This is a genomic window from Streptomyces sp. NPDC056503, assembly GCF_042794995.1.
Lineage (GTDB): Bacteria > Actinomycetota > Actinomycetes > Streptomycetales > Streptomycetaceae > Streptomyces.
On sequence record NZ_JBHTST010000122.1, the window covers coordinates 1 to 26509 of the forward strand.

The window sequence follows — 26509 nt, forward strand, 5'->3', positions numbered from 1 at the left end:
ATCGCACCGGGCAGACCAAGACTGCCGGAAGCGAAGTACAACTGATCGGTGGAGCACAGCCCGATGAGCGTGACATCGGCACCCAGACGCGCCGCACCCCGCGCGAACGCATCCGAGAGACCGGGCGACGAGGGACGCATGTCATGGCCGACGACGATCGCGTCGGCGTCCGTCACCCGGACGAAAGCGGCACCGAACAGCTCCGCGAGCTCCTCGTCCCACTGGTCCGGGACCACCCCGCGAACGTCGTACGCCTTCACGATCTGCGACAGATCGGCAGTCACGGATCCACCCTCCTGAGTTCTCGGCACGCGTGTGCGGCGCGTGTGCGGAACGCCCAAACTACCCGGGACGGGGGTGGGACACGCGGCCGGTGGCCGGTTGTGGACGCCGCGTCCGGCCCGGGGGCCTGTCGCCGGTGGGGCCAGGGGACGTCGCGGGTGCGGCCGGAGGGGGCCGCCGGTGCCGGGCGGGTGCGGGCGGGAGCCGTCCCCGCCGCGCGGCCGTCGGTGGGACCGGGGTCAGTTGTCGGGGGAACGGAGCACCCGGAGGTGTCCGCGGCGGCCGACCTCCATGGGGTCGCCGCCCCGGCCCGTGCCGGGTTTGCCGGCCTCGGCGGCGCGCTGCTGGGGGCGGGCCGCCTCCCGGACCGCGTTGGCCAGGGCTTCGAGGTCGTCGCCGCTGGGGCGGGTGGGGGCGGAGGCGTCGGAGAGCCGCACGACCTCCCAGCCGCGCGGGGCGGTGAGGCGCTCGCTGTGCTCGGCGCACAGGTCGTAGCAGTGGGGCTCGGCGTAGGTGGCGAGCGGGCCGAGGACCGCGGTCGAGTCGGCATAGACGTACGTCAGTGTCGCGACGGCAGGGCGGCCGCACGCGGTGCGCGAACAGCGACGTACAGGGCTCACGACGTTGGACGGTACCGCACTCTTGACCGGGCCGCGACGACTCTCCCCCAGGTCACTCCACCGTGTCGCGGTGTGACGTCCGCCACCCCCGTTCGAGTGGTGCCCGTTCTGACCTGCGGTGGAGGGGGCGCAAGGGGGGTGGCACGGGGGGCGATCCGGACAGGGAGAGAAAGGAATCCGGTCAGGCGCGGCCAGATGGCCGATCGCGAGCGGGTGCCGAATCGTTCCTCGGGACGGCCGGAATGTTCAGGTTTGGACAGGGGATCGGGCGGGGGTGGGGTGCGGAGGGGGTCGGACGCGCCGATCGGCGGGTCCTCGCCACGGTGCGGAGTGACCCAGGAGAGTTACGCTGCGTCAGTGATGGACACTCCTGTGCCGCCCGGCCAGCCGGGCTCCCCGCGGAACTCCGGGGAGCCGCCGGCCGAGCCGCGGGTCCGCCGACGCGACCGGCACGGCCGTGGGATGCGGGGGCCGGTCGCGCCGCCGCAGGTCCCGCTGTCCGTGAGCCGTGCGGACACCTTCCGCGATCTCGTCCTGGACTCGGTGGAGCGGCTGGAGCGGCGCTGGCCGCAGCTCCAGGACGTCGATTTCATGATCATGGAGGTGCCTCCGGTGGTCTCCGGCGAGACGGTGCCGCTGGGCGGGTCGGTGCCGGCCGAGAAGCAGGAGCCGGCGAAGGTCGTCGTCTACCGGCGGCCGGTCGAGATCCGGTCGAAGAGCCGTGACGAGCGGGCGCTGCTGGTCCACGAGGTCGTGGTGGAGCAGGTCGCCGAGCTGCTCGGGCTCTCCCCCGAGTCGGTCGATCCCCGGTACGGGCAGGACTGAGGCCGGGTCCGGGCAGGGCCGGGGTCGCGTCCGGGCAGGACGGGGGTCGCGTCCGGGCAGGACTGAGGCCGGGTCCGGGCAGGACGGGGGGCGCGTCCGGGCAGGACTGAGGCCGGGTCCGGGCAGGACGGGGGGCGCGTCCGGGCAGGGCCGGGGTCGGTGTCCGGGGCCGTGCGGGCGGGTACGGGTCCGCGGTCGCCGGTACGGGCCCTCGCGTGCGGGAGCCCGTACCGGCGGGCCGTCAGTCGTCGAGGACCGTCAGGTCCTGGCGGGCGGTCGGGACCTGGACCGTGCCCCGGTCGTCCACCAGGGTCTGGATGGTGAACATCGGGATGCCGTCCTCCGCGACGGTCAGGGTGCGGGCCGCGTACACCGGTCCGCCGCCCGCGACCGGTTCGACGGTCAGTGCGTAGGAGCCCTTGACGCCCTTCGGGGCGAGGTCGGTGAGGACGGTCGTGGTGCCCCCCTTGAGGGAGACCGTCCGGGTGGCGGGGCTGCCGCCCTCCGTGCCGGCCGAGGCCGTGACCTTCACCTGGGCGGCCCCCTCGGGGGCGGTGAGGGTGAGGGCGGTGCCCTTGGCGCGGTTGTCGGCGACGGTGGCGCGGGCGGTGACCGGGGCGGCGGCGGGGATGAAGGCCATCTCGGTGGCCGAGCCCTTGCCTCGGACGACCTTGAGCGCGGCCACCACGGGCACCTGCTTCTTGGGGTCGGTCGGAGTGAGCAGCAGGGAGGCGGCGGCCCCCCGGGTGAGGTCCGGCAGGTCGACGAAGGCGGTCATGCCGGCCTTGACGTGCAGGGATTCGGCGGCGGCGGGGACGATGGTGCCCGCCGTGGTGACCAGCTGGATCTTCAGGTCGGCGTCGGAGTCGCCGGGGGCGAAGGCGACGAGGCGGACGCCGGTGGCGTCGGCCGGGATGCCGGGGAGCAGGGCGCGGGCCGTCGGGTCGGCGGAGGCGGAGAGCCAGTCGCTGCCCACGCCGTCGGTGGCCGAGCCGAGGGCGGCGCCGACCCGGCCCGAGCGGGTGGTGACGTGGGCCGTCAGGTTCTCCTGGGCGCCTTCGGCGAGGAGGGGGCCGAGGAGGACGGGGACGGTGGAGTGGGGCGGGACCTCGACGCCGCTCTGCGAGATGGAGGTCTTCAGTTCGCCCTCGGGGCCGTACAGCTCGATGTCGGCGACGGCGATGCCGTCGTCGGGATTGGTGAGGTGGACGTAGTCGGCGCGGCCCTTGGCGGTGGAGGCGGCCGGGAACCAGAAGTCGGTGTCGGGCGCGGAGCAGTTGACGCCGAGGAGGCCCCGGGCGGCGCCGGCCGGGACGAGGGTGGTCTGCTGGACGGTCCAGCCGGGGGCGAGGGTGCCGGTGGCGGTGCCCGTGAGGCCGTGGGTGACGGCGCCGTCGGCCTCGGAGGCGACGGGCTTGCCCGGGGCGGTGACGGTGGCGGGGGCCTTGGGGGCCTGGGCCTTCTTGGCGGCCGGGGCGGCCGGGTTCTTGGCGACGCCGAGGACGGCGGTGGGCTTGGCGGCCCCGGCGCCGCCGGCGGACGCCGGGGCGGCGGTGCCGGGCGGGGTGTACGAGGTGGTGAGCGTCTCGGCGATCTCCGAGGAGCTGGGGGCGGGGCAGAGCAGGCTGGTGCGCTCGACGGGGAGTCGGGCCGCCTGCGGCGCGGCGCCGGCGGACGCCGCGGCGGGTTCGCCGGGGGCGGTCAGCGCGGCGAAGCCGGTGACGGCGGCGAGGGCGGTGGCGACCGCGATCAGGGAGAGGGTGGGGCGCTTCACTGGTTGCTGCTCCCGTCGGGACGCTGCTCGGTCTCGTGGGCCTGGCCGCCCTGGGGGTAGCCGTAGTCGTAGCCGGCGTAGGGGTCGTACGCCGGGGGGTTCTGGGGGTCGTAACCCTGGCCCTGGTCGTAATCCCGCCCCTGGCCCTGGTCGTAGCCCTGGGTGGCGGGGTAGGCGTCGTAGCCCTGGCCTTGGTCGTAACCCTGACCCTGACCCTGTCCCTGGCCCTGGTCGTACCCCTGGTGGCCCTGGCCCTGGTCGTAGTCCTGGCCCTGGTCGTAGCCCTGTTGGGGGTACGGGTACGCCTGCTGCTGGTACGGGTCGGCGTACTCCTGGGGGTAGCCCTGCTGGTCGTACGCGGGGGCGTACTGCTGCTGGGCGTAGGCCGGGTCCTGGCCCGCGGTGTCCCACTCGTCCGCTTCGGCGGTCTGCTGGCCGGGGATGGCGGCGGCGGGGGCGGCCTGGTGGTCGGTGTCCGGGGCGTCGGGCCAGGCCTCGGTGGAGTCGGCTTCGGCGGCGGCCTCGGCCGCGGTCTCGGCCTCGGCGGCGGCGCGCAGGCGGCGGGCGCGGCGGCCGTCGCCTTCGGTGGCCTGGGCCGGGATGGCCGTCTCCTCCTCGGGCAGGTCGTCGTCGATCTCGCGGCGGCGGCCGGGCAGGGCGAGGACGACCAGGACGACGGCGAGGCCGAGCTGGGTCCAGATCCAGACGGTGTGCGCGAAGGGCTCGTCGTAGGTGAGGTCGAGGCGGCCGCCGCCGGCCGGGAGCTGGAAGCCCTGGGCCCAGCCGTCGACGGTGGTGGGGGTGAGCGCGGTGCCGTCGAGGGTGGCGGTCCAGCCCTCGTCGGCGCGGTCGGCGACGCGCAGGACGCGGCCGGCGGGGCCGGCGGGGACGTCGGCGTGGGCCTCGACGGGCCCGGCGGGGACGGGGACGGGGAGGGTGTCGGCCGTGGCGCCGGTCTTGGCGGCGGGCGGGACGATCATGACGCGGGCGATCTCGCGGTCGACCCGCCAGAGCGCGGCGCCGTCGAGCTGGCTGAGCCGGGAGAGGCCGGGGGTGGTGTCGAGGACGCGGCTCATCTGGCGCGGTGAGCCGTCCTTCACCAGCACGTACCGGATGGCGAAGGCGCTGAGTTCCTGGGTCTGGTCGGCGCCGGAGCCGGCGACGAGCTTGGCGACCACGGAGTCGAGGCGCGGATCGGGTTCGGCGGTCGCGGTCAGCTCGGCGTCGCCGAGGCGGGCGCCGGAACCGCGGACCAGGGTGTAGTCGACCGCGCCGGGGCCGGTGCCGGAGAGCACCAGGGTGCGGGGCTGGTCCTCCTGGCCGCTCTCCTCGGCGACGAAGGCGGGGACCTGGACGGGGTCGCGGCGGCTGAGCGGGCCGTCGGCGCCGCCGATCATCCAGCCGACGGCGGCGGCGGCGGGGCCGAGGGCGCAGGCGAGGGCGATGAGGGCGGCGACGGGCTGGCGCCAGCCGAAGCCGTGGGCGGCGACGCGGGTGCGGCCGCCCTCGGCGCCGAGCATGCCGGCGGCGATGAGGGCGGAGCCGTACACGAGGGTGGCGGGGCCGGCCCAGCCGGTGCCGTCGGCGCCGTTGGCGAGGGCGGCGAAGAGGAGGCCGGCGAGGGCGGCGGTCCAGGCGGTGAGCACGGCGAGGCGGCGCTCTTCGCGCAGGAGGGCGGCGAGCGCGGCGAGGACCAGGCCGAGGAGGAGGACTCCGCCGGTGGTGCCGGGGCCGCCGGGGCTGCCGGCGAGCAGGTCGACGGCGGAGGCGGTGCCGGTGCGCAGGTCGAGGCCGGCCTCGTGGAGGAAGGCCGAGGGGGTGGTCAGCAGGGTGAGCGACCAGGGGGCCAGGGCCAGGATCGGGGTGCCGACGGCGGCGAGGAAGCGGAGCCCGTACGCGGTGATGTCGTCGCGGCGGACGGCGAGGACGCCGATGCCGAGGAGGACCGCGAGCGGCCACACGACGGGGGTGAACGCGGTGGTGACGGTGAGCAGCAGGGCGTAGGCCCAGGTGGCGCGCCAGCTGCCGCGGTCGGGGCGGTTGAAGCCGTGGGCGGCGACGGCGGCGCGGGCGATCAGCGGGAGCAGGATCGCGAGGATCGCGGTGCCGAGCCGGCCGGTGGCGAGGGCGCCGGTGGCGGCGGGCAGGAAGGCGTAGGCGATGGCGCCCCAGGCGAGCAGGAGGCGGGAGCCGACGAGGCCGCGGGCGGCGAAGTAGGCGGTGAAGCCGGCGAGCGGGACCGAGCAGACGAGCAGCACGGTGAGCGCGGTGGAGGTGGAGCCGAGGAAGAGCGCGGAGAGTCCGGCGAGGATGCCGAGGTAGGGCGGGGCGCTCTGGGTGCCGCCGGCGCCGAGGGTGTGCCAGGCGTCCGCGTAGCGGCCCCACAGGTCGGAGACGGTGTCGGGGGCGGGCAGCAGGACGCCGCCGGCGAGGGAGCCGCCGGCGAAGAGGTTGCGGCAGGCGACGAGGGAGACGACGAGGAGGAGGGCGAAGAGGACCGGCCCGGGCTTGCGGGCGACCTTCTTCAGGCGGGCGAACTGCTCGATCTCCAGGAAGTCGGCGTCGTCGCCGCCGGGCCCGGACTCGACGGCGCCGTGGCGGGAGCCGGAGTCCGCCTCGTCCCCGCCGAAGTGGGAGACGAGCTGTTCGGCGGCGGCGCGGAGGGTGGCTCCGGGCGGTGGGAAGAGCGGGCGGAGCTCGGCCGGCGGGACCTCGGAGTGCTTGCGCCGCTTGCGGGCGGCGAGGATCTTCTCGGGCCTCAGCAGGGTGGCGAGGAGGCCCATGATCTCGTCGACGGCCTGGCCGGGGTCCTTGCCGACGAGGAGGCCGAGGGTGCGCAGGACGGTGCCGAGGACGAGGCGGAGGAGGACGTAGGGGAGGGCGCGGCCGGGGGTGTTGGCCAGCAGCGTGTAGACGGCGGCGGCCTTGTCGACGCGGTGCGGGCTGGCGGCCGTGCGGCCGGCGCAGTCGACGGAGCGGCGCTCGCGGGCGGAGGCCTCGGCGTGCCGCAGGACGGCGTCGGGGGCGACGAGGACGTGGTGGCCCGCGGAGTGGGCGCGCCAGCAGAGGTCGACGTCGTCGCGCATGAGGGGCAGGCGGCGGTCGAAGCCGCCGAGCTCCTCGAAGACGTCGCGGCGGACCAGCATGCCGGCGGTGGAGACGGAGAGGACCGGGCGGATCTGGTCGTGCTGGCCCTGGTCCTGCTCCCGGCGGTCGAGGCCGGTCCAGCGGCGGCCGCTGCGGGCGATGGTGACGCCGACTTCGAGGAGCTGCTTCCTGTCGTACCAGCCGCGCAGCTTGGGGCCGATGACGGCGGCGTACGCGTCGGAGTCGGCGACGCGCAGGAGTTCGGCGAGGGCGCCGGGCTCGGGGGCGCAGTCGTCGTGCAGCAGCCAGAGCCACTGGACGGGTTCGCCGTGCGGGAGGTCGGGGAGGTCGTACGCCTCGTCGTTCCAGGTCCGGCTGACGGGGTCCCAGCCGCTGGGGCGCTTGAGGTAGGGCAGGTCCTCGGGTCCGAGCAGGGGCGCGGTGCGGACGGCCTCGTCGACGGCGGCGCCGAAGCCGGTGCGGCGCGCGAGGTGCAGGACGCGGTCGGCGCCGACCGCTTCGGCGACGAGCTGTGCGGACTCGTCGGCGCTGCCGGTGTCGGCGGCGATCACGCTCTGCACCGGGCGCTCCTGGGCGAGCAGCCCGGAGAGCGCGTCGGGCAGCCAGCGGGCTCCGTCGTGGGTGACGAGCACGGCGGTGACGACGTGCCTGGGGAACTCAGGAGTTGAGGACATCGAGCTACGGGCCCTCCGGCCGGGGTCGCCCGCGGGGGGCGTGGGGAGCGTCTCGGACGGAGGCCCACACTAACGGCTGCGACGGGAGGGGTCCGCCCCTGTGGACGACGGCCTGTGGACGACGCCGGGGAGGACGGAGCGGGGCGCGGGCGCGGTACGCGAAACGGTCCGCCTCCTGTGGCGTGCACAGGGACGGACCGTCGGGGGTCTTCGTGGGGGTCTGTTTCCGGCCGCTCGCCGGTTCAGACGGCGGCCTTCTTGAGGCGGCGGCGCTCCCGCTCGGAGAGACCGCCCCAGATGCCGAAGCGCTCGTCGTTCTGGAGCGCGTACTCCAGGCATTCGGAGCGGACCTCGCAGGCGAGGCAGACCTTCTTGGCCTCTCGGGTCGAGCCGCCCTTCTCGGGGAAGAAGGACTCGGGGTCGGTCTGGGCGCACAGCGCGCGCTCCTGCCAGCCGAGTTCCTCGTCCGCGTCCTCGACCAGCAGTTCCTGGAACAACTCGGTCATCTGCGCCCCTCGTCTGTCTCTGCGTCCCGTGATGTCGCCGTGATCGCAACGGCCGAACGACACGAGTGAAATTACAAGTTCGTGCTCTGTGCGAGTCAAGCCGAGATCTGCTATTGGGCCCCGTATTCACTCTGCGGAACCAAGCCTATGCGGAAAGTGTTCAAATCACCAAAAACGTGACACATGCCACCGGCGGACCCGGTGGTGTCGTGCCTCTGTCCAGAAGGACGTACGGGGCATGGATCTTGTTGCGATCCAGCCAGGGAAGCGATCCGGATCACAGTCCGATCACGGACGGTGCCCGCCGCGGCCGTACCCACAGGCACGACTGTTGCGCCATGTTGCCTGGTCCGGGGCTGAACAAACCTTTCTCCGGGCACGGTAACCGGATGAGGTGAAACATTACCCCCAAATCGGGCATTGAGTTGACAGTCGGGTGCCCCTCCGGCCACTTTGGTGGCATGCCAGCGACCTCAGCGCCCTCCGCGACCCACGCCCGTGGGTTCCGCCGCGCTGTCCAGGCGCGCTGTTGCTGTTGCTGTTCCGGCTGTTGATGCCCCCGAGCTCCGGCCGCTCCCCCCAGCGTCACCCTGCGTCACCCGTGTCACCTGTACGCCCCCCGGGCCGTGACCCCCCACCGCATCTTCGTTTCTGCTGAGGAACCACCCCACCCATGAACATGGACAGTGACCTTCAGATCGCCGGGGACCTCATGGAGGTCCCCCACCTGCTCCAGCCCGAGCGCGAGCACCCCGTCACCGTCGCCGAGTTCGCCGGTCTCGCCCGCGAGCTCGCCGCCGACCGCGACCGCTGGGCCCCGCACGTCGAGTACGACGCCACCACCCGCTGGTACCACCGGCTGCGCACCGGGCCCGGTTACGAGGTGTGGCTGCTCTCCTGGGTGCCCGGCCAGGGCAGCGGCCTCCACGACCACGGCCGCTCCTCCGGCGTCCTCACCGTCCTCCAGGGCGAGTTGACGGAGCGTACGGACCGGGGCGTGCGCACCCTGCGGGCCGGCACGCAGCGGGTCTTCGCGCCCGGATACGTCCACGAGGTCGTCAACGACTCCCTGGAGCCCGTCGTCAGCCTCCACGTCTACTTCCCCGGACTGACGGAGATGCCGATGCACGAGTCGTACCAGGGCCGCTGCGCCCCGGCCGGCCGGGAGACCGTCACCGCCTGACCGGCCCGCCCCTCCCCGGCCGCCGGCGGGAGGCGCCGCCGGTCCCCGGCCACCACCCCTCGGGGGACCGGACCGCTGCTGACACACTGTCCGCATGCGCATTGTGGTTCTGGCCGGTGGCATCGGTGGTGCCCGTTTCCTTCGCGGTCTCAAGCAGGCCGTCCCGGACGCGGAGATCACGGTCGTCGGCAACACCGGTGACGACATCCATCTCTTCGGGCTGAAGGTCTGCCCCGACCTGGACACGGTGATGTACACCCTCGGCGGTGGCATCCACGAGGAACAGGGCTGGGGCCGCGAGGGCGAGACCTTCGCCGTCAAGGAGGAACTGGCCGCGTACGGGGTCGGACCCGAGTGGTTCGGCCTCGGCGACAAGGACTTCGCCACCCACATCGTCCGCACCCAGATGCTCGGCGCCGGCTACCCGCTGAGCGCCGTCACCGAGGCGCTCTGCGCCCGCTGGCAGCCGGGCGTACGGCTGCTGCCGATGTCCGACGACCGCGTCGAGACGCACGTGGCGATCGAGGTCGACGGCGAGCAGCGGGCCGTGCACTTCCAGGAGTACTGGGTGAAGCTGCGCGCCTCCGTCGACGCGAAGGCCGTCGTGCCGGTCGGCGCGGAGGCGGCGAAGCCCGCGCCGGGCGTCCTGGAGGCGATCGCCGAGGCCGACGTCATCCTCTTCCCGCCGTCCAACCCCGTCGTCAGCGTCGGCACCATCCTCGCCGTCCCCGGCATCCGCGAGGCGGTCGCGGCCGCCCCCGCGCCGGTCGTCGGCCTCTCCCCCATCGTCGGGGACGCGCCCGTGCGCGGCATGGCCGACAAGGTGCTCGCGGCGGTCGGCGTCGAGTCGACGGCGGCGGCCGTGGCCCGCCACTACGGCTCCGACCTCGTCGACGGCTGGCTGGTGGACACCGTGGACGCGGGCTCCGTCGCGGACGTCGAGGCGGCCGGCATCGCCTGCCGGGCCGTGCCGCTGATGATGACCGACGTGGACGCGACCGCCGAGATGGCGCGGGCGGCGCTGACGCTGGCCGAGGAGGTCCGCGGGTGACGGCGGACCCGGCGCCGGCGGTGCCCTCGTACCGGGTGTGGGGGCTTGCCGGGCTGCCCGAGGTGGCGCCCGGGGACGACCTGGCCAAGCTGATCGCGTCCGTCTCCCCCGGCCTGGAGGACGGGGACGTCCTGCTCGTCACCTCCAAGATCGTGAGCAAGGCGGAAGGCCGGATCGTCGCCGCCGACGACCGCGAGGAGGCCATCGACGCCGAGACGGTGCGGGTGGTGGCGCGGCGCGGCGCCCTGCGCATCGTCGAGGACCGGCGGGGTCTCGTCATGGCCGCCGCCGGCGTCGACGCGTCCAACACCCCCGCCGGGACCGTGCTGTTGCTGCCGGAGGACCCGGACGCGTCGGCGCGCCGGATCCGGCAGGGGGTGCGCGAGGCGCTGGGCGTGGACGTCGGCGTCGTCGTCACGGACACCTTCGGGCGGCCCTGGCGCGCCGGACTGACCGACGTGGCGATCGGCGCGGCGGGCGTGCGGGTCCTGGACGACCTGCGGGGCGTCACCGACTCCCACGGCAACGAGCTGAACGTCACCGTCGTCGCCACCGCCGACGAACTCGCCGCCGCGGGCGACCTGGTGAAGGGCAAGGCCACCGGCGTGCCCGTCGCCGTCGTGCGCGGGCTGCCGCACGTGGTCGGCGGGGACGAGGAGCCGGGGGCGCGGGCGCTGGTGCGGTCCGCCGAGGACGACATGTTCCGGCTGGGCACCTCGGAGGCCGTACGGGAGGCGGTGACGCTGCGCCGGACGGTACGGGAGTTCACCGACGACCCCGTCGACCCCGGGGCGGTACGGCGCGCGGTCGCCGCGGCCGTGACGGCGCCCGCCCCGCACCACACCACCCCGTGGCGGTTCGTCCTCCTGGAGTCCGCCGGGTCACGGCTGCGGCTGCTCGACGCGATGCGGGACGCCTGGATCGCGGACCTGCGGCGGGACGGGAAGTCCGAGGAGTCCATCGCGAAGCGGGTGCGGCGCGGTGACGTGCTGCGGAACGCGCCCTACCTCGCCGTCCCCTGCCTCGTCACGGACGGCTCCCACCCCTACGGCGACCCGCGCCGCGACACCGCCGAACGCGAGATGTTCGTCGTCGCGGCCGGCGCGGGCGTGCAGAACTTCCTCGTCGCGCTGGCCGGTGAGCGGCTGGGCTCGGCCTGGGTCTCCTCCACGATGTTCTGCCGGGACGTCGTACGGGACGTGCTCGGGCTGCCGGAGGAGTGGGACCCGATGGGGGCGGTGGCCATCGGGCGGCCCGCGGCGGCGCCGCGGGAACGGCCGGGCCGGGTGGCCTCGGACTTCTTCGAGGTGCGCTGACGCGCTCCGTCCGTCCGCCTCAGAGGCGGGTGATGTCGTGGGGAGCCCGGCGGGGGGCCCGGCGGGGCGGGGTCCGGCCGCTGAGCAGGACGAGGCGGGCGGCCCGGTGGCGCTGGCCGGCGTAGGGGGCGAGGAGTTCCAGCATCGCCGCGTCGTCGGCGTCGCGGTCGCCCGCCAGGGCCCAGCCGACGATGCCGGGGAGGTGGAGGTCGCCGGTGGTGACCTCGTCGGGGGCGCCGTTGCTGCGCTGGATGGTCTCGGCGGAGGTCCAGGGGCCGATGCCGGGGACCAGTTCCAGGCGTTCACGGGCCTTCGGGCCCGGCATGAGGGCCGCCTCCTCCAGGCGGGGGGCCACGCGGGCGGCGCGGACGATCGTCGCGGCGCGTTTGCCGTCGACGTTGGCGCGGTGCCACTCCCAGGACGGGATCCTGGTCCAGGTGCGGGCGTCCGGCATCACGCAGAGGCCCTCGGGGGCCGGGCCCGGAGCCGGTTCGCCGTACTGGCGGACCAGGCGGCGCCAGGAGCCGTACGCCTCCGTCGTCGTGACCTTCTGTTCCAGGACCGACGGGATCAGGGACTCCAGGACCAGACCGGTGCGGGTGAGGCGGAGGCCGGGGCGGCGGCGGTGGGTCGCCAACAGGAGCCTGTGGCGGGGGACGAAGGCGGCGGGGTCGTCCTCGGCCCCGAGGAGGGCCGGGAGGTGGTCGTCGAGCCAGGCCGCGCCCGGGCCCCACGTCTCGGCCGTGACCTCGCCCCCGAGCACCCGTACGCGGACCGTGCCCGGGCCCTCCGGCGTCCGGCTGGCCCGCCAGACCGAGCCGTCGTCGGTGACCCGGAAGGTGGGGTCGTGAGGGCCCCTGCGGAGCGGACCGAGGGTGAGGCCGAGGTCCAGCGCCCCGGCGGTGGGCGCGGAGACCTCGCCGCCGCGGGTGGTGGTGCGGGTGGGTGCGGGTCTCGGGGCGAAGCGGCCGGCCATGGGTACGAGCGTAGCCGGGCGGGGGCGGGGCACCGGCGGGCGCGGGACGCTGCCGGAGGGCGGGGTGCCGGCGGAAGGCGGGCGCCGGTGGAGCGCGGGACGCCGGCGGAAGGCGGGGGCGCCCCTGGAAGGCAGGGGCGCCGGTGGGGGACGGGGCGCCGGTGGGGGACGGGGCGCCGGTGGGGGACGGGGTGGGTCCCGCCCCCGTTCCGGCTACTGGTCCGAGCTGAAGCGGACCGAGCCCGCGGGGAGGTGGGCGTTGCACCAGATCCGGATGCCGTCGCGGAGCTCGTTGTCGGGGCCGACCTGGGCGCCGTCGCCGATCACCGCGCCCGTGAGGACCGAGCGGGCGCCGATGCGGGCGCCGGCGCCCACGAGGGAGTCGGTGATCACCGCGCCGGGTTCGACCACGGCGCCGGCCAGGAGGGTGGAGCCGGTGACGCGGGCGCCTTCGCCCACCGTCGCGTTCGCGCCCACCACCGTGCCGCCCGTCAGCTTCGCGTCGGGGGCCACCCGGGCGGAGGGGAGGACCAGGCGGTCGCCGCAGCGGCCGGGGACGGCCGGGGAGGGGGCGCGGCCGAGGACCAGGTCGGCGGAGCCGCGGACGAAGGCCTGCGGGGTGCCGAGGTCCAGCCAGTAGGTGGAGTCGACCATGCCCTGGAGGTGGGCGCCGGAGGCCAGGAGCTCCGGGAAGGTCTCGCGCTCGACGGAGACCGGACGGCCGGTGGGGATCGAGTCGATGACCGAGCGCCGGAAGACGTACGCGCCGGCGTTGATCTGGTCGGTGACGATCTCCTCGGGCGTCTGGGGCTTCTCCAGGAAGGCCGTGACGCGGCCGGTCTCGTCCGTGGGGACCAGACCGAAGGCGCGGGGGTCCTCGACGCGCGTGAGGTGGAGGGAGACGTCGGCGCCGGAGTCGGCGTGCGTGGCCACCAGGGCGCGGATGTCGAGGCCGGTGAGGATGTCCCCGTTGAAGATGAGGACCGGCTCGTCGGGGCCCGAGTGGAGGCGGGAGGCGACGTTGCGTATCGCGCCGCCGGTGCCGAGCGGTTCCTCCTCCGTCACGTACTCCAGGCTCAGACCGAGGTCGGAGCCGTCACCGAAGTGCGGCTCGAAGACCTCGGCGAGGTAGGAGGTGGCGAGCACGATGTGCTCGACGCCGGCGGCCTTGGCCCGGGCCAGCTGGTGCGTCAGGAAGGGGACGCCGGCCGCCGGGACCATGGGTTTGGGCGTGTTGACCGTGAGCGGTCGCAGCCGGGTGCCCTTGCCACCGACCAGGAGGATCGCTTCTGTCACCTGTCGTCTCTGCTTCCTGCTTCGGGGCCGGTCAGCGCGCCCGTCTCGGTCGTCCGTGCGATATGACCGGTCAGTTTATGCAGATGGTTGCCTCCGTGCCCCCATCAGAGCCTTCCCTGGTACTTCGCGGATGAGGTCCGCGCGGTTCCGAGCTTGTTGTAGAGCCGGCCGCCGGGGCACTCCGTGGCGAATCCGTCGCGGTGTCCGGCGATGGTGTGGAACGTGACTTTCCTGCCCTTCGTGTAGAGGTTTCCGCCTCCGGAGACGAGGGTCTGGGTGCCCTTGGGGTCGATGCCGTGGAGCCCGAGTTTCCAGGCCGTCAGGCGGGCCACGGCGGTCACCACGGCGGCCGGCGGGGTGGTGCTGGTGAAGGTGCCGAGGACGGCGACGCCCATGCTGTTGGTGTTGAAGCCCAGGGTGTGCGCGCCGAGGACCGGTTTCGCCACTCCCCCGGCCCGGCCTTCGTAGATGTTTCCGCACTTGTCGACGGCGAAGTTGTAGCCGAAGTCACGCCATCCACTGCTCTTGACGTGGTAGCGGTAGATACCGCGCAGGACGGAGGGGACCTCGCTGCACTGGTAGTTGTTGCCGGTGGCGCTGTGGTGGACGAAGGCCGCCTTGATCGTGCTGGTGTAGACGAAGCCCTTCTCCCGGATGCTCTCGTCGGCACCCCAGCCCTTACGGGTGATGATCTTGGGCCGGGGGCCGATGTACGGCTGCTTGGGCGCCGCGGGCTCCGCCGCCTCCGGCGCGAGGGCCGGGTCGGCGGCCGGGATGACCGTCGTGCCGTAGGGCGCGAGCCGGCTGTTGGCGCCGCTCGCGGCCGCCTCCGCCGCCGTCAGGGCGGCCGGCGGGGCCGCCGTCCGGGTCCGGGGCGGCGGTGCCGCGGGGGCCTCGCCCGGGTCGACCAGTTCGAGGCGGAGCCCGGCCGGCAGGGGGACCGTCCCCCCGGCGCCCTCCTCCGCCCGTACGCGGATCTCGACGCCGTCCGCGTCGCCGACCCAGAGCGGTGCGGTGGAACCGCGCAGGGTGCCGCCGGCGCCCTCGGCCGATCCCGGGTCGGCCCCGTGCTCGTCGTTGTGGGTCTCCACGTCCTGCCACGGCGACCAGACGCCGTCGGCGGCGGCCCGGGTGCGGACCTGGACGGTGCCGTGCAGGGCGGCCGCCGGGTCGTCCCAGACCACGCCGACGAGCGAGAAGGGTCTGACGTCCCGTCGGGCCAGGCCCTGCTCGGCCGCCGCGCCCGGGTCCGCGCCGAAGGTGCGGACGGAGGCGCCCAGCGGACGGAGTGGCAGCGACTGGGTGGAGCCCGGCAGCTCGTCCTGGACCGGTGGCAGGGCGTTCGCCGCCGGGCGCGCGGTGGCCGTCGCGGGGGCGGCGAGGGTGACCGGCAGGGCGAGCGCGGCCGCGCAGGCGACGGCGATCGGGGAGGCGAGTGAGGCACGCATGGCCCGATCGTGGGCAGCGGGCGGACGCGCCGCGCGCCGGGAGGGCGGCCGGAGACCGACGGCGCGTCAGGCCGACCGGAGGACCCCGTCACCGGTACGGCCCAGGACGGCGCGCCGGCCCGCGTACCCTGTGCGGCGTGAACGCCAGCGACCGCACCCCCGCCGACCTGCTGCGATCCGCGCTCGCCGCGGACCCCGCCCGCCCTCTGGTCACCTACTACGACGACGCCACCGGTGAACGGGTGGAATTGTCCGTCGCCACCTTCGCCAATTGGGTGGCGAAGACGGCCAACCTGCTCCAGGGCGAACTGTCCGCCGAGCCCGGCGACCGGCTCGCGCTGCTGCTGCCCGCGCACTGGCAGACCGCCGTCTGGCTGCTCGCCTGCTCCTCCGTCGGGGTGACGGCCGAGCTGGGCGGCGATCCGGCGGCCGCCGATCTGGTGGTGGCGGGGCCGGACACGCTGGAGGCGGGTCTCGCCTGTTCCGGGGAGCGGGTCGCGCTCTCGCTGGCGCCGCTGGGACGCCGCTTCCCCGCCCCGCCCTCCGGATACGCGGACTACGCGGTCGAGGTGCCGGGCCAGGGCGACCGCTTCGCGCCGTACGCGCCGGTGGACGCGGACGCGCCGGCCCTCGTCGTCGACGGTACGGAACGCAGCGGCGTACAGCTCGTCACGCAGGCCCGGCTCGACGCCGCACGGCTCGGGCTCGGCCCCGGCTCGCGGCTGCTGGCCGGGCTGCCGTACGACTCCTGGGAGGGACTGTCGGCCGGGCTGTACGCGCCCCTGGCCGCGGGCGGCTCCGTGGTGCTCTGCCGGCACCTGGGCGAGCTGGCGCCGGAGTCGCTGGAGAAGCGCATCGAGAGCGAGCGGGTCACGGCGACGGCGCTCTGACGGGGCGGGGCGCCCCGGGGACGTTCGCGGGCTCGCGGGACGTTCGCGGGCTCGCGGGGCGCGCCCGGCCGTGGCGTTCGCGCGTCCGTTGCACCCGTTCGGCCGACCGACGCGCCGCGTACCCGCGACCGCGCGGCGAGTCCGGTACATGATCGGCCCGGGGGGAGTCGTCTCCTCCGTACAACCCCGTGTCGGGCTCGGCCGTCTCCTTCAGCGAACGCCGGGTGCCCGACCCGCCCGAGACGCCCCGAAGGACGGACTGACGACGTGACGGACCGCGCTGGCACGCCCGCCGAACCGGACCCGGAACCGGAGCAGCGGCGGGAGCAGGAGACGGAGACGGAGACGGGATCGGCGGACTCCGTCGGCTCCGCGGCGTCCGCCGATTCCACGGAGCCGAGGGATGCCGGGGGTTCCGGCGACGGGCGTTCCGAAGATGCCGGGGATCCCGAAGTTCCCGGGGATCCCGAAGTTCCCGGGGATCCCGAAGTTCCCGGGGATCCCGAAGATGCCGGGGATCCCGAAGATGCCGGGGATCCCGAAGATGCCGGGGATGCCGGGGACGAGGGCTCCGGGGCGCCCGCCGAGTCGCGGCGGCACTGGCTGCGGTGGACCGCGCTCGGGGTCTCCGTCGTGCTGCTCGGCGCGGCCGGGACGGGCTGGTGGTTCTACCGCAAGCTCGACGGCAACATCACCACGGACACCACCGCGGCGGACGAGCTGCGCCGCTACGAGAAGGAGCGCCCGGCGGCCGTCGTGTCGGCCGCCCGGAACATCCTGCTGATCGGCTCGGACACCCGCTCCGGCGAGGAGAACCGCAAGTACGGCCGGGACAAGGGCACCCAGCGCTCGGACACCGTGATCCTGCTGCACCTGGCGGCCGACGAGTCGGGGGCCACGGCCGTGTCGATCCCCCGGGACCTGATGGTGACGATCCCGAGCTGCGCCAGGACCGAGGGGGGCGGCCGGACCCGGGAGCAGCTGGCGCAGTTCAACTGGGCGTTCGAGTGGGGCGGGACGGCGTGCACGATCCGCACCGTCGAGAAGCTGACCGGGATCCGGGTCGACCACCACATGGTGATCGACTTCCGGGGCTTCAAGAAGATGGTGGACGCGGTGGACGGCGTCGAGGTCTGCCTGAAGGAGCCGGTGGACGACAGCGACGCCAAGCTGAAGCTGCCGGCGGGCCGGCAGACGCTCAACGGGGAGCAGGCGCTGGGCTTCGTCCGGGCCCGGAAGTCGCTGGGGAACGGCAGTGACACCGCGCGGATGGACCGGCAGCAGATGTTCCTGGGCGCGCTGGTCAACAAGGTGCAGAGCAACGGGGTGCTGCTGAACCCGGCGAAGCTGTACCCGGTGCTGGACGCGGCGACGAAGTCGATCACGACGGATCCGGGGCTCGACTCCCTGCGGGACCTGTACGACCTGGCGCGCACGATGCGGGCGATCCCCACGGAGAAGGTGCAGTTCCTCACGGTGCCGCGGCGCCCGTACGCGTACAACGCGAATAGGGACGAACTGGTGCAGCCCGCCGCGAGTGAGCTCTTCCGTCAACTCCGCGAGGACAAACCGGTCCTGGTGACCCCGGCGGAACCGGAAGGGGGTGCGGACGCATCCTCCGACGGGAAGCCCGACGACGCGGACACGCCGGCGCCGAGTTCGACGCCGACCTTCACGGGGCGGAACGCCGCCGAAGGGGTGTGCTCCTAGCGGCTTCGGAGGTGAATGGGTAAAGCGGTACCCAAGGGAGGGGCGACGGGTGATGTGCTTTGAGCAAATTGCCCAGTTGTAAGGGGCGTGGAATTTGTCACTGACGTCGCCCCGCGCTGAACTGGGCGGATAGTGTGACGCGATCCGGTGCACCCGACCGCGTGGTCGCACTCAGCCAAGGATCGAACGACCGAGTGGCGCCCACAGGGGGAGGCGCCCCGCGTGGCACCGACGGAGGACAGGAACCGTGGACGCGCACAGCCGTGGACGGGCGGACGAGATCGACCCCGCCGACCAGTGGGTGCTCAACCCGCAGACCGGCAACTACGAACTGCGACTGGACCACTCCGCTGGGCAGTCGCCGACCGGTGGATCCCACTCCGGTACCACCGGTTCCAGTACCCGCTCCGCGGCCCGGCCAACCGCCCCGGCCGAGGCTCCCGTTCCCGGGCAGAGACGGCGCCGGCCGGCCGACACCGACACCGAGCCCGCCGCGGACCGTGGCGGACGCGTGCCTCCGCAGAGCCGCCGCAAGCGCAAGCAGGGCGCCAGCCGCAAGAAGAAGGTCCTGCTGTGGACCGGCGGCACGATGGCCTTCGTCCTGGTGGGCGGGGCGGTCGGCGTGTACGCCCTCTACAACAAGCTCAACAGCAACCTCGACGTCGTCGAGGTCGTCGGCAAGAACAAGAGCGCGGGCTTCCGCAAGGGCGAGGCCTTCAACATCGTGCTCATCGGCACCGACAAGCGGACCGGCGCGGGCAACGCGGGCTACGGCGACAAGAACAGCCCCGGCCACGCCGACACCACGATCCTCTTCCACGTCTCCAAGGACCGGTCGAACGCCACCGCGCTCTCGATCCCGCGCGACCTGAAGACGAACATCCCCGAGTGCCAGGTCAAGGACGGCAAGGAGATCAAGACGATCCCCGCCGAGTCCGACGTCCGCTTCAACGTGAGCCTCGGCCAGAACGGCCGCGACCCCGGCTGCGTCATGCGCACCGTGGAGGAGCTCACCGGCGTCGAGGTCGACCACTTCATGATGGCCGACTTCAACGCCGTCAAGGAGATGACGACCGCCGTCGGCGGCGTGAAGGTCTGCGTCGAGAAGGCCGTCGACGACCCCAAGTCGCACCTGAAGCTGCCGGCCGGCGAGTCGGTCGTCCAGGGCGAACAGGCCCTCGCCTTCGTCCGCACCCGGCACAGCTTCGGCAACGAGTCGGACCTCGACCGCATCAAGGTCCAGCAGCAGTTCCTCAGCTCGATGATCCGTCAGATGAAGTCCGACGACACGCTGACCGACCCGGGCAAGCTGTACGACCTCGCCGACGCGGCCACCAGCGCGCTCACCGTCGACGCCGGAATAGGGTCGCTCACCAAGCTCCAGGACCTGGCCGGCGAGCTCGCGGGGATCGACACCAAGAACATCGCGTTCGCGACGCTGCCGGTCGTCGACAACCCCGCCGAGAAGATCAAGGCGACGGTCGTCCCGCACCCGACCAAGGCGCCGCAGCTCTTCGCGATGCTGCAGAGCGACACCTCGCTCACCGAGGTGAAGAAGAAGGAGCAGGCCGCCAAGAGCGCCCAGGCGAACGCCCAGGCGGCGCTCCTGGAGGGCGAGCGGGCCACCGCCGCCGAGGTGCGCGTCGACGTCTACAACGGCAGCGGCATCCAGGGCGCGGCCCAGGCGACCCTCAACTGGCTCCAGAACGAGCAGGGCGTCCTGCGCTCCACCAACAAGAGCAACGCCCCCGAGAAGGCGGCGAAGACGACCCTGGAATACGCACCGAACCAGGCCGATCAGGCCCGCGCGCTCGCGGACATGATGGGCCTGCCCGCGACGGCGCTCAAGCAGGGCACCGCGGACGCCGGGGAGCGCGAGCCCATGACGCTCGTCCTCGGCTCGGACTTCAAGGGCGCGGGGGTGCCCATCACCGGACCGGCAAAGGCGCCGAAGGATCTGGAGAAAGTAGCAGCGGACAAGCAGGTGTGCGCGAAGTGACCCGGAAACACCGGAGTCCGGCGCGCGCCTGACCGAAGAGGGGACCTGGGGTGGGACAGAACAGCGTGCGACGGGAGGGGACGCAACCAAGCGTTCCGCACGCCCGAGAACGGGGCTGGGACGACGAGCTGCACGGCGCGGGTGAAGCCACCGGCGCCGGCGGCGAGCCGGACCCTGCCGCCGTGCCGGCTCAGGCCGGCCGCGCCGCGCGACGGCGCGGGGCGGACGGCACCGACGACTCCGCCGCGAACACGGCGGGCGGACGGGCGGCCGCGCGACGGCAGGCCAAGAAGGCCGGCAAACGGAAGGTGCTGCGCTGGTCGGCGATCGGCGTGTCCGTGCTGATCCTCGGCACGGCCGGCGCCGGTTACGCGTACTACGAGCACCTGAACGGCAACATCCGCAGCGGCGGCCGCGCCGGCGGCGAGAGCGGCGTGAAGAAGGCGCCGCCGAACGCGCTGGGCGACACGCCGCTGAACATCCTGCTCATCGGGTCGGACAGCCGGGCCGACGAGAAGAACATCGCGCTGGGCGGCAGCCGCAAGGACAAGGACCGTCCGGCGCTCGCCGACGTCCAGATGCTGCTGCACGTCTCCGCCGACCGGCAGAACGCGTCGCTGATCTCCATCCCGCGCGACACCGTCGTGAAGATCCCCGACTGCAAGGGCGAGGACGGCACGCCGTACCCGGGCACCAGCGACCGTCCCATCAACGAGACGCTCGCGCGCGGCGGGCCCGGGTGCACGCTCACCACCTGGGAGACGCTCACCGGCGCCTACATCGACCACTGGATGATGGTCGACTTCGCGGGCGTGGTGGCGATGGCCGACGAGGTCGGCGGCGTCCCCGTCTGCGTCACGACCGGTGTGCACGACCGGTCGACCGCCAGGGTCAAGGGCGGATCGGGGCTGAAGCTGCCCGAGGGCACCCACGAGGTCAAGGGCGAGCAGGCCCTCCAGTGGCTGCGCACCCGGCACGCCTTCGGCAGCGACCAGAACCGTGCCAAGGCCCAGCACATGTACCTCAACGGCATGCTGAAGAAGCTCCAGCAGCAGAACGCCTGGACCGACACCGGCCGGCTGATGGGCCTCGCGGAGACCGGCACCAAGGCGCTCCAGGTCTCCGACGGGCTCGACACCGTGGCCAAGCTCTTCGACCTCGGCATGCAGCTGAAGCACGTGAAGGTCGACCGGCTGTCCACGGTCACCATCCCGACGGATCCCTATCCGCAGAACCCGGACGCCTGGCTCCAGCCGAGGTCCGCGGCGGCCGAGAAGATCTGGAACATGCTCCGGGACGACGTCGCCCTCGACAAGAACGGTGACAAGGCGCCCGCGAAGCCGAAGGCGGACGCCAAGCCGAAGAAGACGGCCGCCGCGCCCGCGACGCTCGCCGTCACCGTCGTCAACGGCACCGCCGGGAACGACGAGCCGGCCGTCGAGGGACGCGCCAAGGACATCTCCGGCGCGCTGGCCGGGAAGGGCTTCACCCAGGCCGGGACCTCCAAGGACCCCAAGCCCAGCAAGGGCACGGTCGTCGCCTACCCGAAGGCGGCCGGCGACCAGGGCCGGGCGGACGCGGAGTCCGTGGCGGCCGCGCTCGGCCTGCCGCCCTCCACCGTCCGCGCGGACGCGTCGATCCAGGGGATCACCCTGGTCGTGGGCGCGGACTGGCGCGAGGGCACCACGTACGAGAAGAAGGTGGACGAGGCCGGCGACCTGCCCGAGGGCGCCGACGACAAGGCGGCCTGCATGGACGTCTACTCGGTCTACAAGTGGGACGGGAAGAGCTGACCCGTCCGGTCGACGGCGACGGCCGGGCTCCTCGTGGTGAGGGGCCCGGCCGTCGGCGTTCGTACGGGGACGGAGGCGTCAGACCGTCTCGGTCCTGCCCGCCCTGACCGCCGGGCGGCGGCTCGCGATGACCTTCTTCGCGAGCGAGCGGGGGCTGGTGAGGAAGCCGAAGCCCCAGGACATGTGCATGGTGGCCAGGGCCACCGGGATCCGGACGCGGGCCTTCAGGGGGAGGCCCCTGCCCGCGGGGAGCGAGCCGACGGTGATCGCGGCGAGGTAGCCGGCCGGGATCACGAAGCCGAGCGGGGTGAGGGTGGCGCCGACGACCAGGCCCGCCGCGATGGCGCAGACGGCGACCGGCGGGGCCAGGTAGCGGAGGTTGATGGAGCCGGCGTGGTAGCGGGCCACGACGTGGCGCCAGCGGCCGTAGTCCTTGTACTGCTTGGCCAGGGCCTTCACCGAGGGCCGCGGGCGGTACTGGACGCGCAGCTCCGGCGAGAACCAGATCAGGCCGCCCGCCTCGCGGATGCGGAAGTTCAGCTCCCAGTCCTGGGCGCGGATGAACTCGACGTTGTAGCCGTCCTGCTGTTCGAGCGCCTCGCGGCGGAAGACGCCGAGGTAGACGGTCTCGGCGGGGCCGGCCTGGCCGCCGGTGTGGAAGGCCGCGTTGCCGACGCCGATCTTCGAGGTCATCGCGGCGGCGACCGCGTCCTCCCAGGCGTTCTCGCCCTCGGCGTGCATGATGCCGCCGACGTTCTGCGCGCCCGTCTCCTCCAGGAGGCGGACGGCGGTGGCGATGTAGTTCGGCGACAGCATGCCGTGGCCGTCGACGCGTACGACGATCGGGTGGCGGGACGCCTTGATCGCGGCGTTGAGGGCGGCGGGGGTGCGGCCGGTCGGATTGGGCACGGTATGGACCCGGGGGTCCTCGCGTACCAGCTCGGCGGCGATCTCGTCGGTGCGGTCCGTGGACGGGCCGAGCGCGATCACCACCTCCATCTCGCCGTCGTACTCCTGCTCCAGGATGTGGCGGACCGAGTTGCGCAGATGCCGCTCCTCATTGAGGACCGGCATGATCACAGATACGGGGGGCGTGGCGTTCATCAACGGGTCACGTTACCGCGAATGGGGGACAGCGGCGCGCGCCACCGGGTCCGGTGACCCTACCGGCTGATCGTATGGGCCTACGGTGCTCACGGTCCCCCTGTCTTCACCCGGTCACACCCGCGGAGGTGTCCGTTCGTGCCCACACCGCCCCGCACGCCCCGTCCGCCCCGCACTCCCGGCGCCTCCGGCGTCCCCGGCCGGCCGGCCGGCCCCCGGCGCGGCGGTCCCGCCCCGGTGCGGCGGCGGCCCCGGCGGCGCCCCCGCTGGGGGATGCGGATGGCGACCGCGCTGTCCGTGGTGGTGCTGGCGGCCGGCGGGATCGGGCACGCGGTGGTGACCGGGCTCGACACCGGGATCACGCGGGTGGACCCCTTCAAGGACATGAAGAACCGGCCGCAGGCCGGGACCGGCATGAACGTGCTCGTCGTCGGCACCGACGGGCGCGACCGGATCACGCCCGAGGAGAAGCGGAAGTACCGGCTCGGCGGGGCGCCCTGCCACTGCACGGACACCGTGCTCCTGGTGCACATCTCGGAGGACCGGGACCGGGCGAGCGTCGTCTCGCTGCCCCGGGACTCGTACGCCGAGCTGCCCGAGCACACCGACCAGAACAGTGGCAGGAAGCACCAGGCGCACCCGGTGAAGCTGAACGCCGCCTACGCGGAGGGCGGGCCCGCGCTGACCGTGCGGACCGTGGAGGCGATGACCCGGGTCAAGATCGACCACTATCTGGAGGTCGACTTCACCAGCTTCATGCGGACGGTGGACGCGGTCGGCGGGGTGCAGATCTGCACGACGAAGCCGGTCAAGGACTCGTACACGGGGCTGCGGCTGGCGGCGGGCACGCACGAGCTGGACGGCGGGCAGGCGCTCCAGTACGTGCGCTCCCGGCACATCGACGGGGCCGCGGACATCGGCCGGATGCAGCGGCAGCAGAAGTTCCTGGCGGCGCTGGTGGACCGGCTGACCGGCGGCGGGGTGCTGTTCAACCCGGTGCGGTTCCGGGAGGTGGCGACGACCCTGCTCGGGTCGGTGCGGGCCGACGAGGAGTTCGGTACGGACCAGCTGCTGGCGCTGGCGAAGGCGATGCGCGGGTTCACGCCGGCCTCCTCGGAGTTCGTGTCCGTGCCGATCGGGGACGTGGACTTCCCCGTGAAGGGGATCGGGTCGACGGTGAAGTGGGACGCGGCCAAGGCGCAGCGGCTGTTCGCGGCGGTGCGGGAGGACCGGCCGCTGGCGTCGCGTCCCGAGGCCGCCGCCGTGCGGAAGCCGAAGGCCGTGGTCGTGGACGTGGCGCCGAGGAACGTGCGGGTGCAGGTCTACAACGGGACGCGGATCGACGGCCTGGGGCGGAAGGTGGACGACGCGCTGCGGGGGACGGGGTTCGACACGACCCGGTCGCCCCTGACGGGCGCGGGGGAACCGAAGCGGACCCTCATCGAGTACGACCCCCGCTGGGACCGGTCCGCGAAGTCCCTGGCCGCCGCCCTGCCGGGGGCCGAGCTGAAGGCGGTGCCGAAGCGGGGCGGGACGCTGCGGGTGACCGTGGGCGCCGACTACGAGGGCGTCACCGCGGTGCGCGCGGAGGCCGCGCCGGCGCGCGGGCCGTTCGAGGCGGTGACCGGGGACCAGGTGGTCTGTCCGTGACCGCCGCCGGGGCCGCGGGTCCGGGCCTGGGCTCGGGCCTGGGCGTGGGCTCAGGCGTGGGCCTGGGCGTGGGCCTGGGCGTGGGCTCGGGCCGGTGCCTGGGCTCGGGCCGGGACCTGGGCCTGGGCCTGGGCTCGGGGGCTCCGGTGTCGCGCGGGGCGCGGGCCCGCCGCGGGGCTCAGTCCTCGTAGCCCTCGGCGGCCCGGCGCTCGCGGAGTTCCTTGATGGCCTGGCGGCGGGCCAGACGGTGGGTGCGGCGGATCTGGGCCTCCTGGTAGCGCCGCTTGTCCTGCTCCGTCTCCGGGAGGACCGGGGGGACCGTGCGGGGCTTGCCGTCGCCGTCGACGGCGGCGAAGACGAGGTAGGCGGAGCCGACCTGGGTCGCGGGGGTGGTGTCGTTCCAGCGCTCGGCCAGGACGCGTACGCCCACCTCCATGGAGGAGCGGCCGGTCCAGTTCACCTGGGCCTTCACGTGGAGGAGGTCGCCGACGCGGACGGGCTCCAGGAACGCCATCTCGTCCATGGAGGCGGTCACGGCCGGGCCGCCGGAGTGGCGGCCGGCGACGGCGCCCGCCGCGTCGTCCACCAGCTTCATGATCACGCCGCCGTGCACCGTGCCGAGGAGGTTGGTGTCGTGGCTGGTCATGATGTGGCTGAGGGTGGTGCGGGAGGCCGAGGTGGGCTTGCCGGGTATGCCGGCCGGTTCTGTCATGTCGTCCACCTTATGCCGGGTATCGGCGTTGTCCGCTTTGCATCAGCTTCGCAACAGCACCGGTCCTATTTTCCACCCGGCCTGTCGCCCGGAAAGCCCGGACCGGCACACTGGTCCGCATGAATGACTGGCCTGAGCAGCCCGAGGGCGCCCGCCCCATGCGGCACGTGCAGAGACGACCGCAGGGTCCGCAGTCTCCGGAGTACCAGCAGGGGTACGACCAGGGGCAGGCGTACGACCAGGGTCAGGGATACGACCAGGGTCAGGCGTACAACCCGAACTTCACTCAGGCGCGGGCCACGGGGTACGACTCCGGGTACAGCAGCGGGCAGGTGTACGGCTCCCCCCAGGGCGGCGGTCACGGTCCCGGCGGTCACGGTGGTCCCGGCGGTCCGGGGGGACCTTCCGGTACCGGCGCCCGGCCGACCGGCCCCGCGCCGGACTGGCGCAAGCGGATCAAGATCGGATCCATCGTGCTGGTCGTCGGCGTCCTCGCGTGGGGCGTCGGGACGTACGCGTGGGCGAGCTCGCAGATGCGCAACGAGGTCGACCTGTCCAAGGTCATCGAGCGGCCGGCCGAGGGCGACTGCACGACGTACCTGATCGTCGGTTCCGACAGCCGCGAGGGCATGACGGCCGAGGACAAGAAGAAGCTGCACACCGGTTCCGCGGAGGGCAAGCGGACCGACTCGATGATGATCCTCGCCGCCTGCTCCAGCGGGAACACGATGATCTCGCTGCCGCGTGACTCCTGGGTGACGATCCCGAACTTCGTCGGCTCCGAGTCCGGCAAGGCGTACCCGGCCCGCGGCGGCTCCAAGCTGAACGCGGCGTACGCGATGGACGGGCCCGAACTGCTCGTGCGCACCGTCGAGTTCAACACCGGGCTGCGGATCGACCACTACGCGGAGATCGGCTTCGCCGGCTTCGCGAACATCGTGGACGCGCTCGGCGGTGTCGAGCTGAACATCGACAAGGGCTTCAAGGACAAGAAGTCGGGCGCCGACTTCCAGGCCGGGAAGCAGACCCTCAACGGCGAGCAGGCCCTCGCCTTCGTCCGCACCCGGTACGCCTTCGCCGAATCGGACCTGGCGCGGACCAAGAACCAGCAGAAGTTCCTGTCCGCACTCGCGAACCAGGCGGCGACGCCGGGCACGATCCTCAACCCGTTCGCGCTGTACCCGACGCTCGGCGCCGGCCTGGACACGCTGATCGTCGACAAGGACATGTCCCTGTACGACCTGGGCAAGATGTTCTTCGCGATGAAGGGCATCAGCGGCGGCGACGGCAAGTCCATGAACATGCCGCTCGCGGGCAGCGCCCCGCAGGGTTCGCTGAAGTGGGACATGACGAAGGTGAAGCAGCTCGTCGAGCAGATCAAGAACGACGAGAAGGTCACGGTCACGTCGGACCGCTGACCTTCCCGCCCCCCGGCCGGCGCTCCTCCCGGGCGCCGGCCGTTCGCGCGCAACGGCGAAGACGGTGAATCACGGCCGCCGGCGCCCGGGAGGAGTGTCGGCCGGGGGCCGGGCAGGCCGGTGGGTTAGGGGAGGTTGCGGGCCATGACGATGCGCTGGACCTGGTTGGTGCCT

The 26509-nt window shown here is 73.6% G+C and carries 19 protein-coding genes and 1 pseudogene; 10 read left to right on the top strand and 10 right to left on the bottom strand.

What is annotated here, in order from left to right:
• Positions 1–284, bottom strand: a pseudogene (gene manB / locus ACFQ8C_RS28775) (phosphomannomutase/phosphoglucomutase); the annotation flags it as partial.
• Positions 285–521: 237 nt separating this feature from the next.
• A complete protein-coding gene (locus ACFQ8C_RS28780; protein WP_383462821.1) occupies positions 522–953 on the bottom strand; it encodes a DUF3499 domain-containing protein in 432 nt (143 codons plus the stop codon).
• Between the two features lie 309 nt (positions 954–1262).
• On the opposite strand from ACFQ8C_RS28780, the gene ACFQ8C_RS28785 reads away from it, so the two are divergent.
• Positions 1263–1727, top strand: coding sequence for a metallopeptidase family protein (locus tag ACFQ8C_RS28785; protein ID WP_383462824.1), 465 nt, complete (start codon positions 1263–1265; stop codon positions 1725–1727).
• Between the two features lie 241 nt (positions 1728–1968).
• Here ACFQ8C_RS28785 and ACFQ8C_RS28790 read toward each other — a convergent pair whose 3' ends face one another.
• The 3 genes from ACFQ8C_RS28790 to ACFQ8C_RS28800 all read right to left on the bottom strand — a co-directional run bounded on the left by ACFQ8C_RS28790 (position 1969) and on the right by ACFQ8C_RS28800 (position 7789).
• Positions 1969–3501, bottom strand: coding sequence for a DUF5719 family protein (locus ACFQ8C_RS28790; protein ID WP_383462782.1), 1533 nt, complete (start codon positions 3499–3501; stop codon positions 1969–1971).
• Entirely contained in the window at positions 3498–7283 is a 3786-nt protein-coding gene (locus ACFQ8C_RS28795) for a glycosyltransferase (protein ID WP_383462784.1), read from the bottom strand. Before ACFQ8C_RS28795 ends, ACFQ8C_RS28790 begins: the two co-directional genes overlap by 4 nt.
• A 242-nt stretch (positions 7284–7525) precedes the next feature.
• Complete coding sequence (locus tag ACFQ8C_RS28800) at positions 7526–7789, bottom strand: WhiB family transcriptional regulator (protein ID WP_015033978.1); 264 nt, start codon at positions 7787–7789, stop codon at positions 7526–7528.
• A gap of 673 nt (positions 7790–8462) precedes the next feature.
• Between ACFQ8C_RS28800 and ACFQ8C_RS28805 the strand changes: the two genes are divergently transcribed.
• The 3 genes from ACFQ8C_RS28805 (at position 8463) to ACFQ8C_RS28815 (ending at position 11339) form a co-directional block, all read left to right on the top strand.
• A complete protein-coding gene (locus ACFQ8C_RS28805; RefSeq protein WP_383462787.1) occupies positions 8463–8972 on the top strand; it encodes a cysteine dioxygenase in 510 nt (169 codons plus the stop codon).
• 94 nt (positions 8973–9066) lie between these two features.
• A complete protein-coding gene (gene cofD / locus ACFQ8C_RS28810; RefSeq protein WP_383462789.1) occupies positions 9067–10023 on the top strand; it encodes a 2-phospho-L-lactate transferase in 957 nt (318 codons plus the stop codon).
• Complete coding sequence (locus ACFQ8C_RS28815; RefSeq protein ID WP_383462792.1) at positions 10020–11339, top strand: coenzyme F420-0:L-glutamate ligase; 1320 nt, start codon at positions 10020–10022, stop codon at positions 11337–11339. Before cofD ends, ACFQ8C_RS28815 begins: the two co-directional genes overlap by 4 nt.
• 19 nt (positions 11340–11358) lie before the next feature.
• Here ACFQ8C_RS28815 and ACFQ8C_RS28820 read toward each other — a convergent pair whose 3' ends face one another.
• The 3 genes from ACFQ8C_RS28820 to ACFQ8C_RS28830 form a co-directional block, all read right to left on the bottom strand.
• Positions 11359–12315, bottom strand: a complete 957-nt coding sequence (locus ACFQ8C_RS28820) for a DNA-3-methyladenine glycosylase family protein (protein ID WP_383462794.1) — start codon at positions 12313–12315, stop codon at positions 11359–11361.
• A gap of 213 nt (positions 12316–12528) precedes the next feature.
• On the bottom strand, positions 12529–13611 hold the full coding sequence (locus ACFQ8C_RS28825) for a sugar phosphate nucleotidyltransferase (RefSeq protein WP_383462796.1): 1083 nt from the start codon (positions 13609–13611) through the stop codon (positions 12529–12531).
• A 104-nt stretch (positions 13612–13715) separates the two neighbouring features.
• Positions 13716–15059, bottom strand: a complete 1344-nt coding sequence (locus tag ACFQ8C_RS28830; protein ID WP_383462799.1) for a peptidoglycan recognition protein — start codon at positions 15057–15059, stop codon at positions 13716–13718.
• Between the two features lie 137 nt (positions 15060–15196).
• On the opposite strand from ACFQ8C_RS28830, the gene ACFQ8C_RS28835 reads away from it, so the two are divergent.
• The 4 genes from ACFQ8C_RS28835 to ACFQ8C_RS28850 all read left to right on the top strand — a co-directional run bounded on the left by ACFQ8C_RS28835 (position 15197) and on the right by ACFQ8C_RS28850 (position 21451).
• Positions 15197–15949 (top strand): TIGR03089 family protein, encoded by a 753-nt coding sequence (locus ACFQ8C_RS28835; RefSeq protein WP_383462802.1) that lies wholly within the window; start codon positions 15197–15199, stop codon positions 15947–15949.
• A gap of 267 nt (positions 15950–16216) precedes the next feature.
• The gene (locus ACFQ8C_RS28840; RefSeq protein ID WP_383462804.1) at positions 16217–17659 is read left to right on the top strand and encodes an LCP family protein; all 1443 of its coding nucleotides are present in this window, start codon (positions 16217–16219) and stop codon (positions 17657–17659) included.
• A gap of 247 nt (positions 17660–17906) precedes the next feature.
• The gene (locus ACFQ8C_RS28845) at positions 17907–19658 is read left to right on the top strand and encodes an LCP family protein (RefSeq protein ID WP_383462808.1); all 1752 of its coding nucleotides are present in this window, start codon (positions 17907–17909) and stop codon (positions 19656–19658) included.
• 182 nt (positions 19659–19840) lie between these two features.
• Complete coding sequence (locus ACFQ8C_RS28850; RefSeq protein WP_383462811.1) at positions 19841–21451, top strand: LCP family protein; 1611 nt, start codon at positions 19841–19843, stop codon at positions 21449–21451.
• 78 nt (positions 21452–21529) lie between these two features.
• On the opposite strand, the gene ACFQ8C_RS28855 is transcribed toward ACFQ8C_RS28850, so the two are convergent.
• Positions 21530–22555, bottom strand: a complete 1026-nt coding sequence (locus ACFQ8C_RS28855; RefSeq protein WP_383462814.1) for a glycosyltransferase family 2 protein — start codon at positions 22553–22555, stop codon at positions 21530–21532.
• 273 nt (positions 22556–22828) lie between these two features.
• On the opposite strand from ACFQ8C_RS28855, the gene ACFQ8C_RS28860 reads away from it, so the two are divergent.
• Positions 22829–24205: an LCP family protein gene (locus tag ACFQ8C_RS28860; RefSeq protein WP_383462826.1), complete on the top strand. Its 1377-nt coding sequence runs from the start codon at positions 22829–22831 to the stop codon at positions 24203–24205.
• A 178-nt stretch (positions 24206–24383) separates the two neighbouring features.
• Here ACFQ8C_RS28860 and ACFQ8C_RS28865 read toward each other — a convergent pair whose 3' ends face one another.
• The gene (locus tag ACFQ8C_RS28865) at positions 24384–24917 is read right to left on the bottom strand and encodes an acyl-CoA thioesterase (protein WP_169093637.1); all 534 of its coding nucleotides are present in this window, start codon (positions 24915–24917) and stop codon (positions 24384–24386) included.
• 119 nt (positions 24918–25036) lie between these two features.
• Between ACFQ8C_RS28865 and ACFQ8C_RS28870 the strand changes: the two genes are divergently transcribed.
• Complete coding sequence (locus ACFQ8C_RS28870; RefSeq protein ID WP_383462818.1) at positions 25037–26335, top strand: LCP family protein; 1299 nt, start codon at positions 25037–25039, stop codon at positions 26333–26335.
• The last annotated feature ends 174 nt before the right edge of the window (positions 26336–26509 follow it).

What these genes read in the sequence shown, in the direction of transcription:
- ACFQ8C_RS28785 (WP_383462824.1), top strand. Translation starts at nt 1,263, where the DNA reads ATGGACACTCCTGTGCCGCCCGGCCAGCCGGGCTCCCCGCGGAACTCC.
- ACFQ8C_RS28830 (WP_383462799.1), bottom strand. Translation starts at nt 15,059, where the DNA reads ATGCGTGCCTCACTCGCCTCCCCGATCGCCGTCGCCTGCGCGGCCGCG.
- ACFQ8C_RS28805 (WP_383462787.1), top strand. Translation starts at nt 8,463, where the DNA reads ATGAACATGGACAGTGACCTTCAGATCGCCGGGGACCTCATGGAGGTC.
- ACFQ8C_RS28820 (WP_383462794.1), bottom strand. Translation starts at nt 12,315, where the DNA reads ATGGCCGGCCGCTTCGCCCCGAGACCCGCACCCACCCGCACCACCACC.
- ACFQ8C_RS28795 (WP_383462784.1), bottom strand. Translation starts at nt 7,283, where the DNA reads ATGTCCTCAACTCCTGAGTTCCCCAGGCACGTCGTCACCGCCGTGCTC.
- ACFQ8C_RS28800 (WP_015033978.1), bottom strand. Translation starts at nt 7,789, where the DNA reads ATGACCGAGTTGTTCCAGGAACTGCTGGTCGAGGACGCGGACGAGGAA.
- ACFQ8C_RS28860 (WP_383462826.1), top strand. Translation starts at nt 22,829, where the DNA reads ATGCGGATGGCGACCGCGCTGTCCGTGGTGGTGCTGGCGGCCGGCGGG.
- ACFQ8C_RS28855 (WP_383462814.1), bottom strand. Translation starts at nt 22,555, where the DNA reads ATGAACGCCACGCCCCCCGTATCTGTGATCATGCCGGTCCTCAATGAG.
- cofD (WP_383462789.1), top strand. Translation starts at nt 9,067, where the DNA reads ATGCGCATTGTGGTTCTGGCCGGTGGCATCGGTGGTGCCCGTTTCCTT.
- ACFQ8C_RS28870 (WP_383462818.1), top strand. Translation starts at nt 25,037, where the DNA reads ATGAATGACTGGCCTGAGCAGCCCGAGGGCGCCCGCCCCATGCGGCAC.
- ACFQ8C_RS28865 (WP_169093637.1), bottom strand. Translation starts at nt 24,917, where the DNA reads ATGACAGAACCGGCCGGCATACCCGGCAAGCCCACCTCGGCCTCCCGC.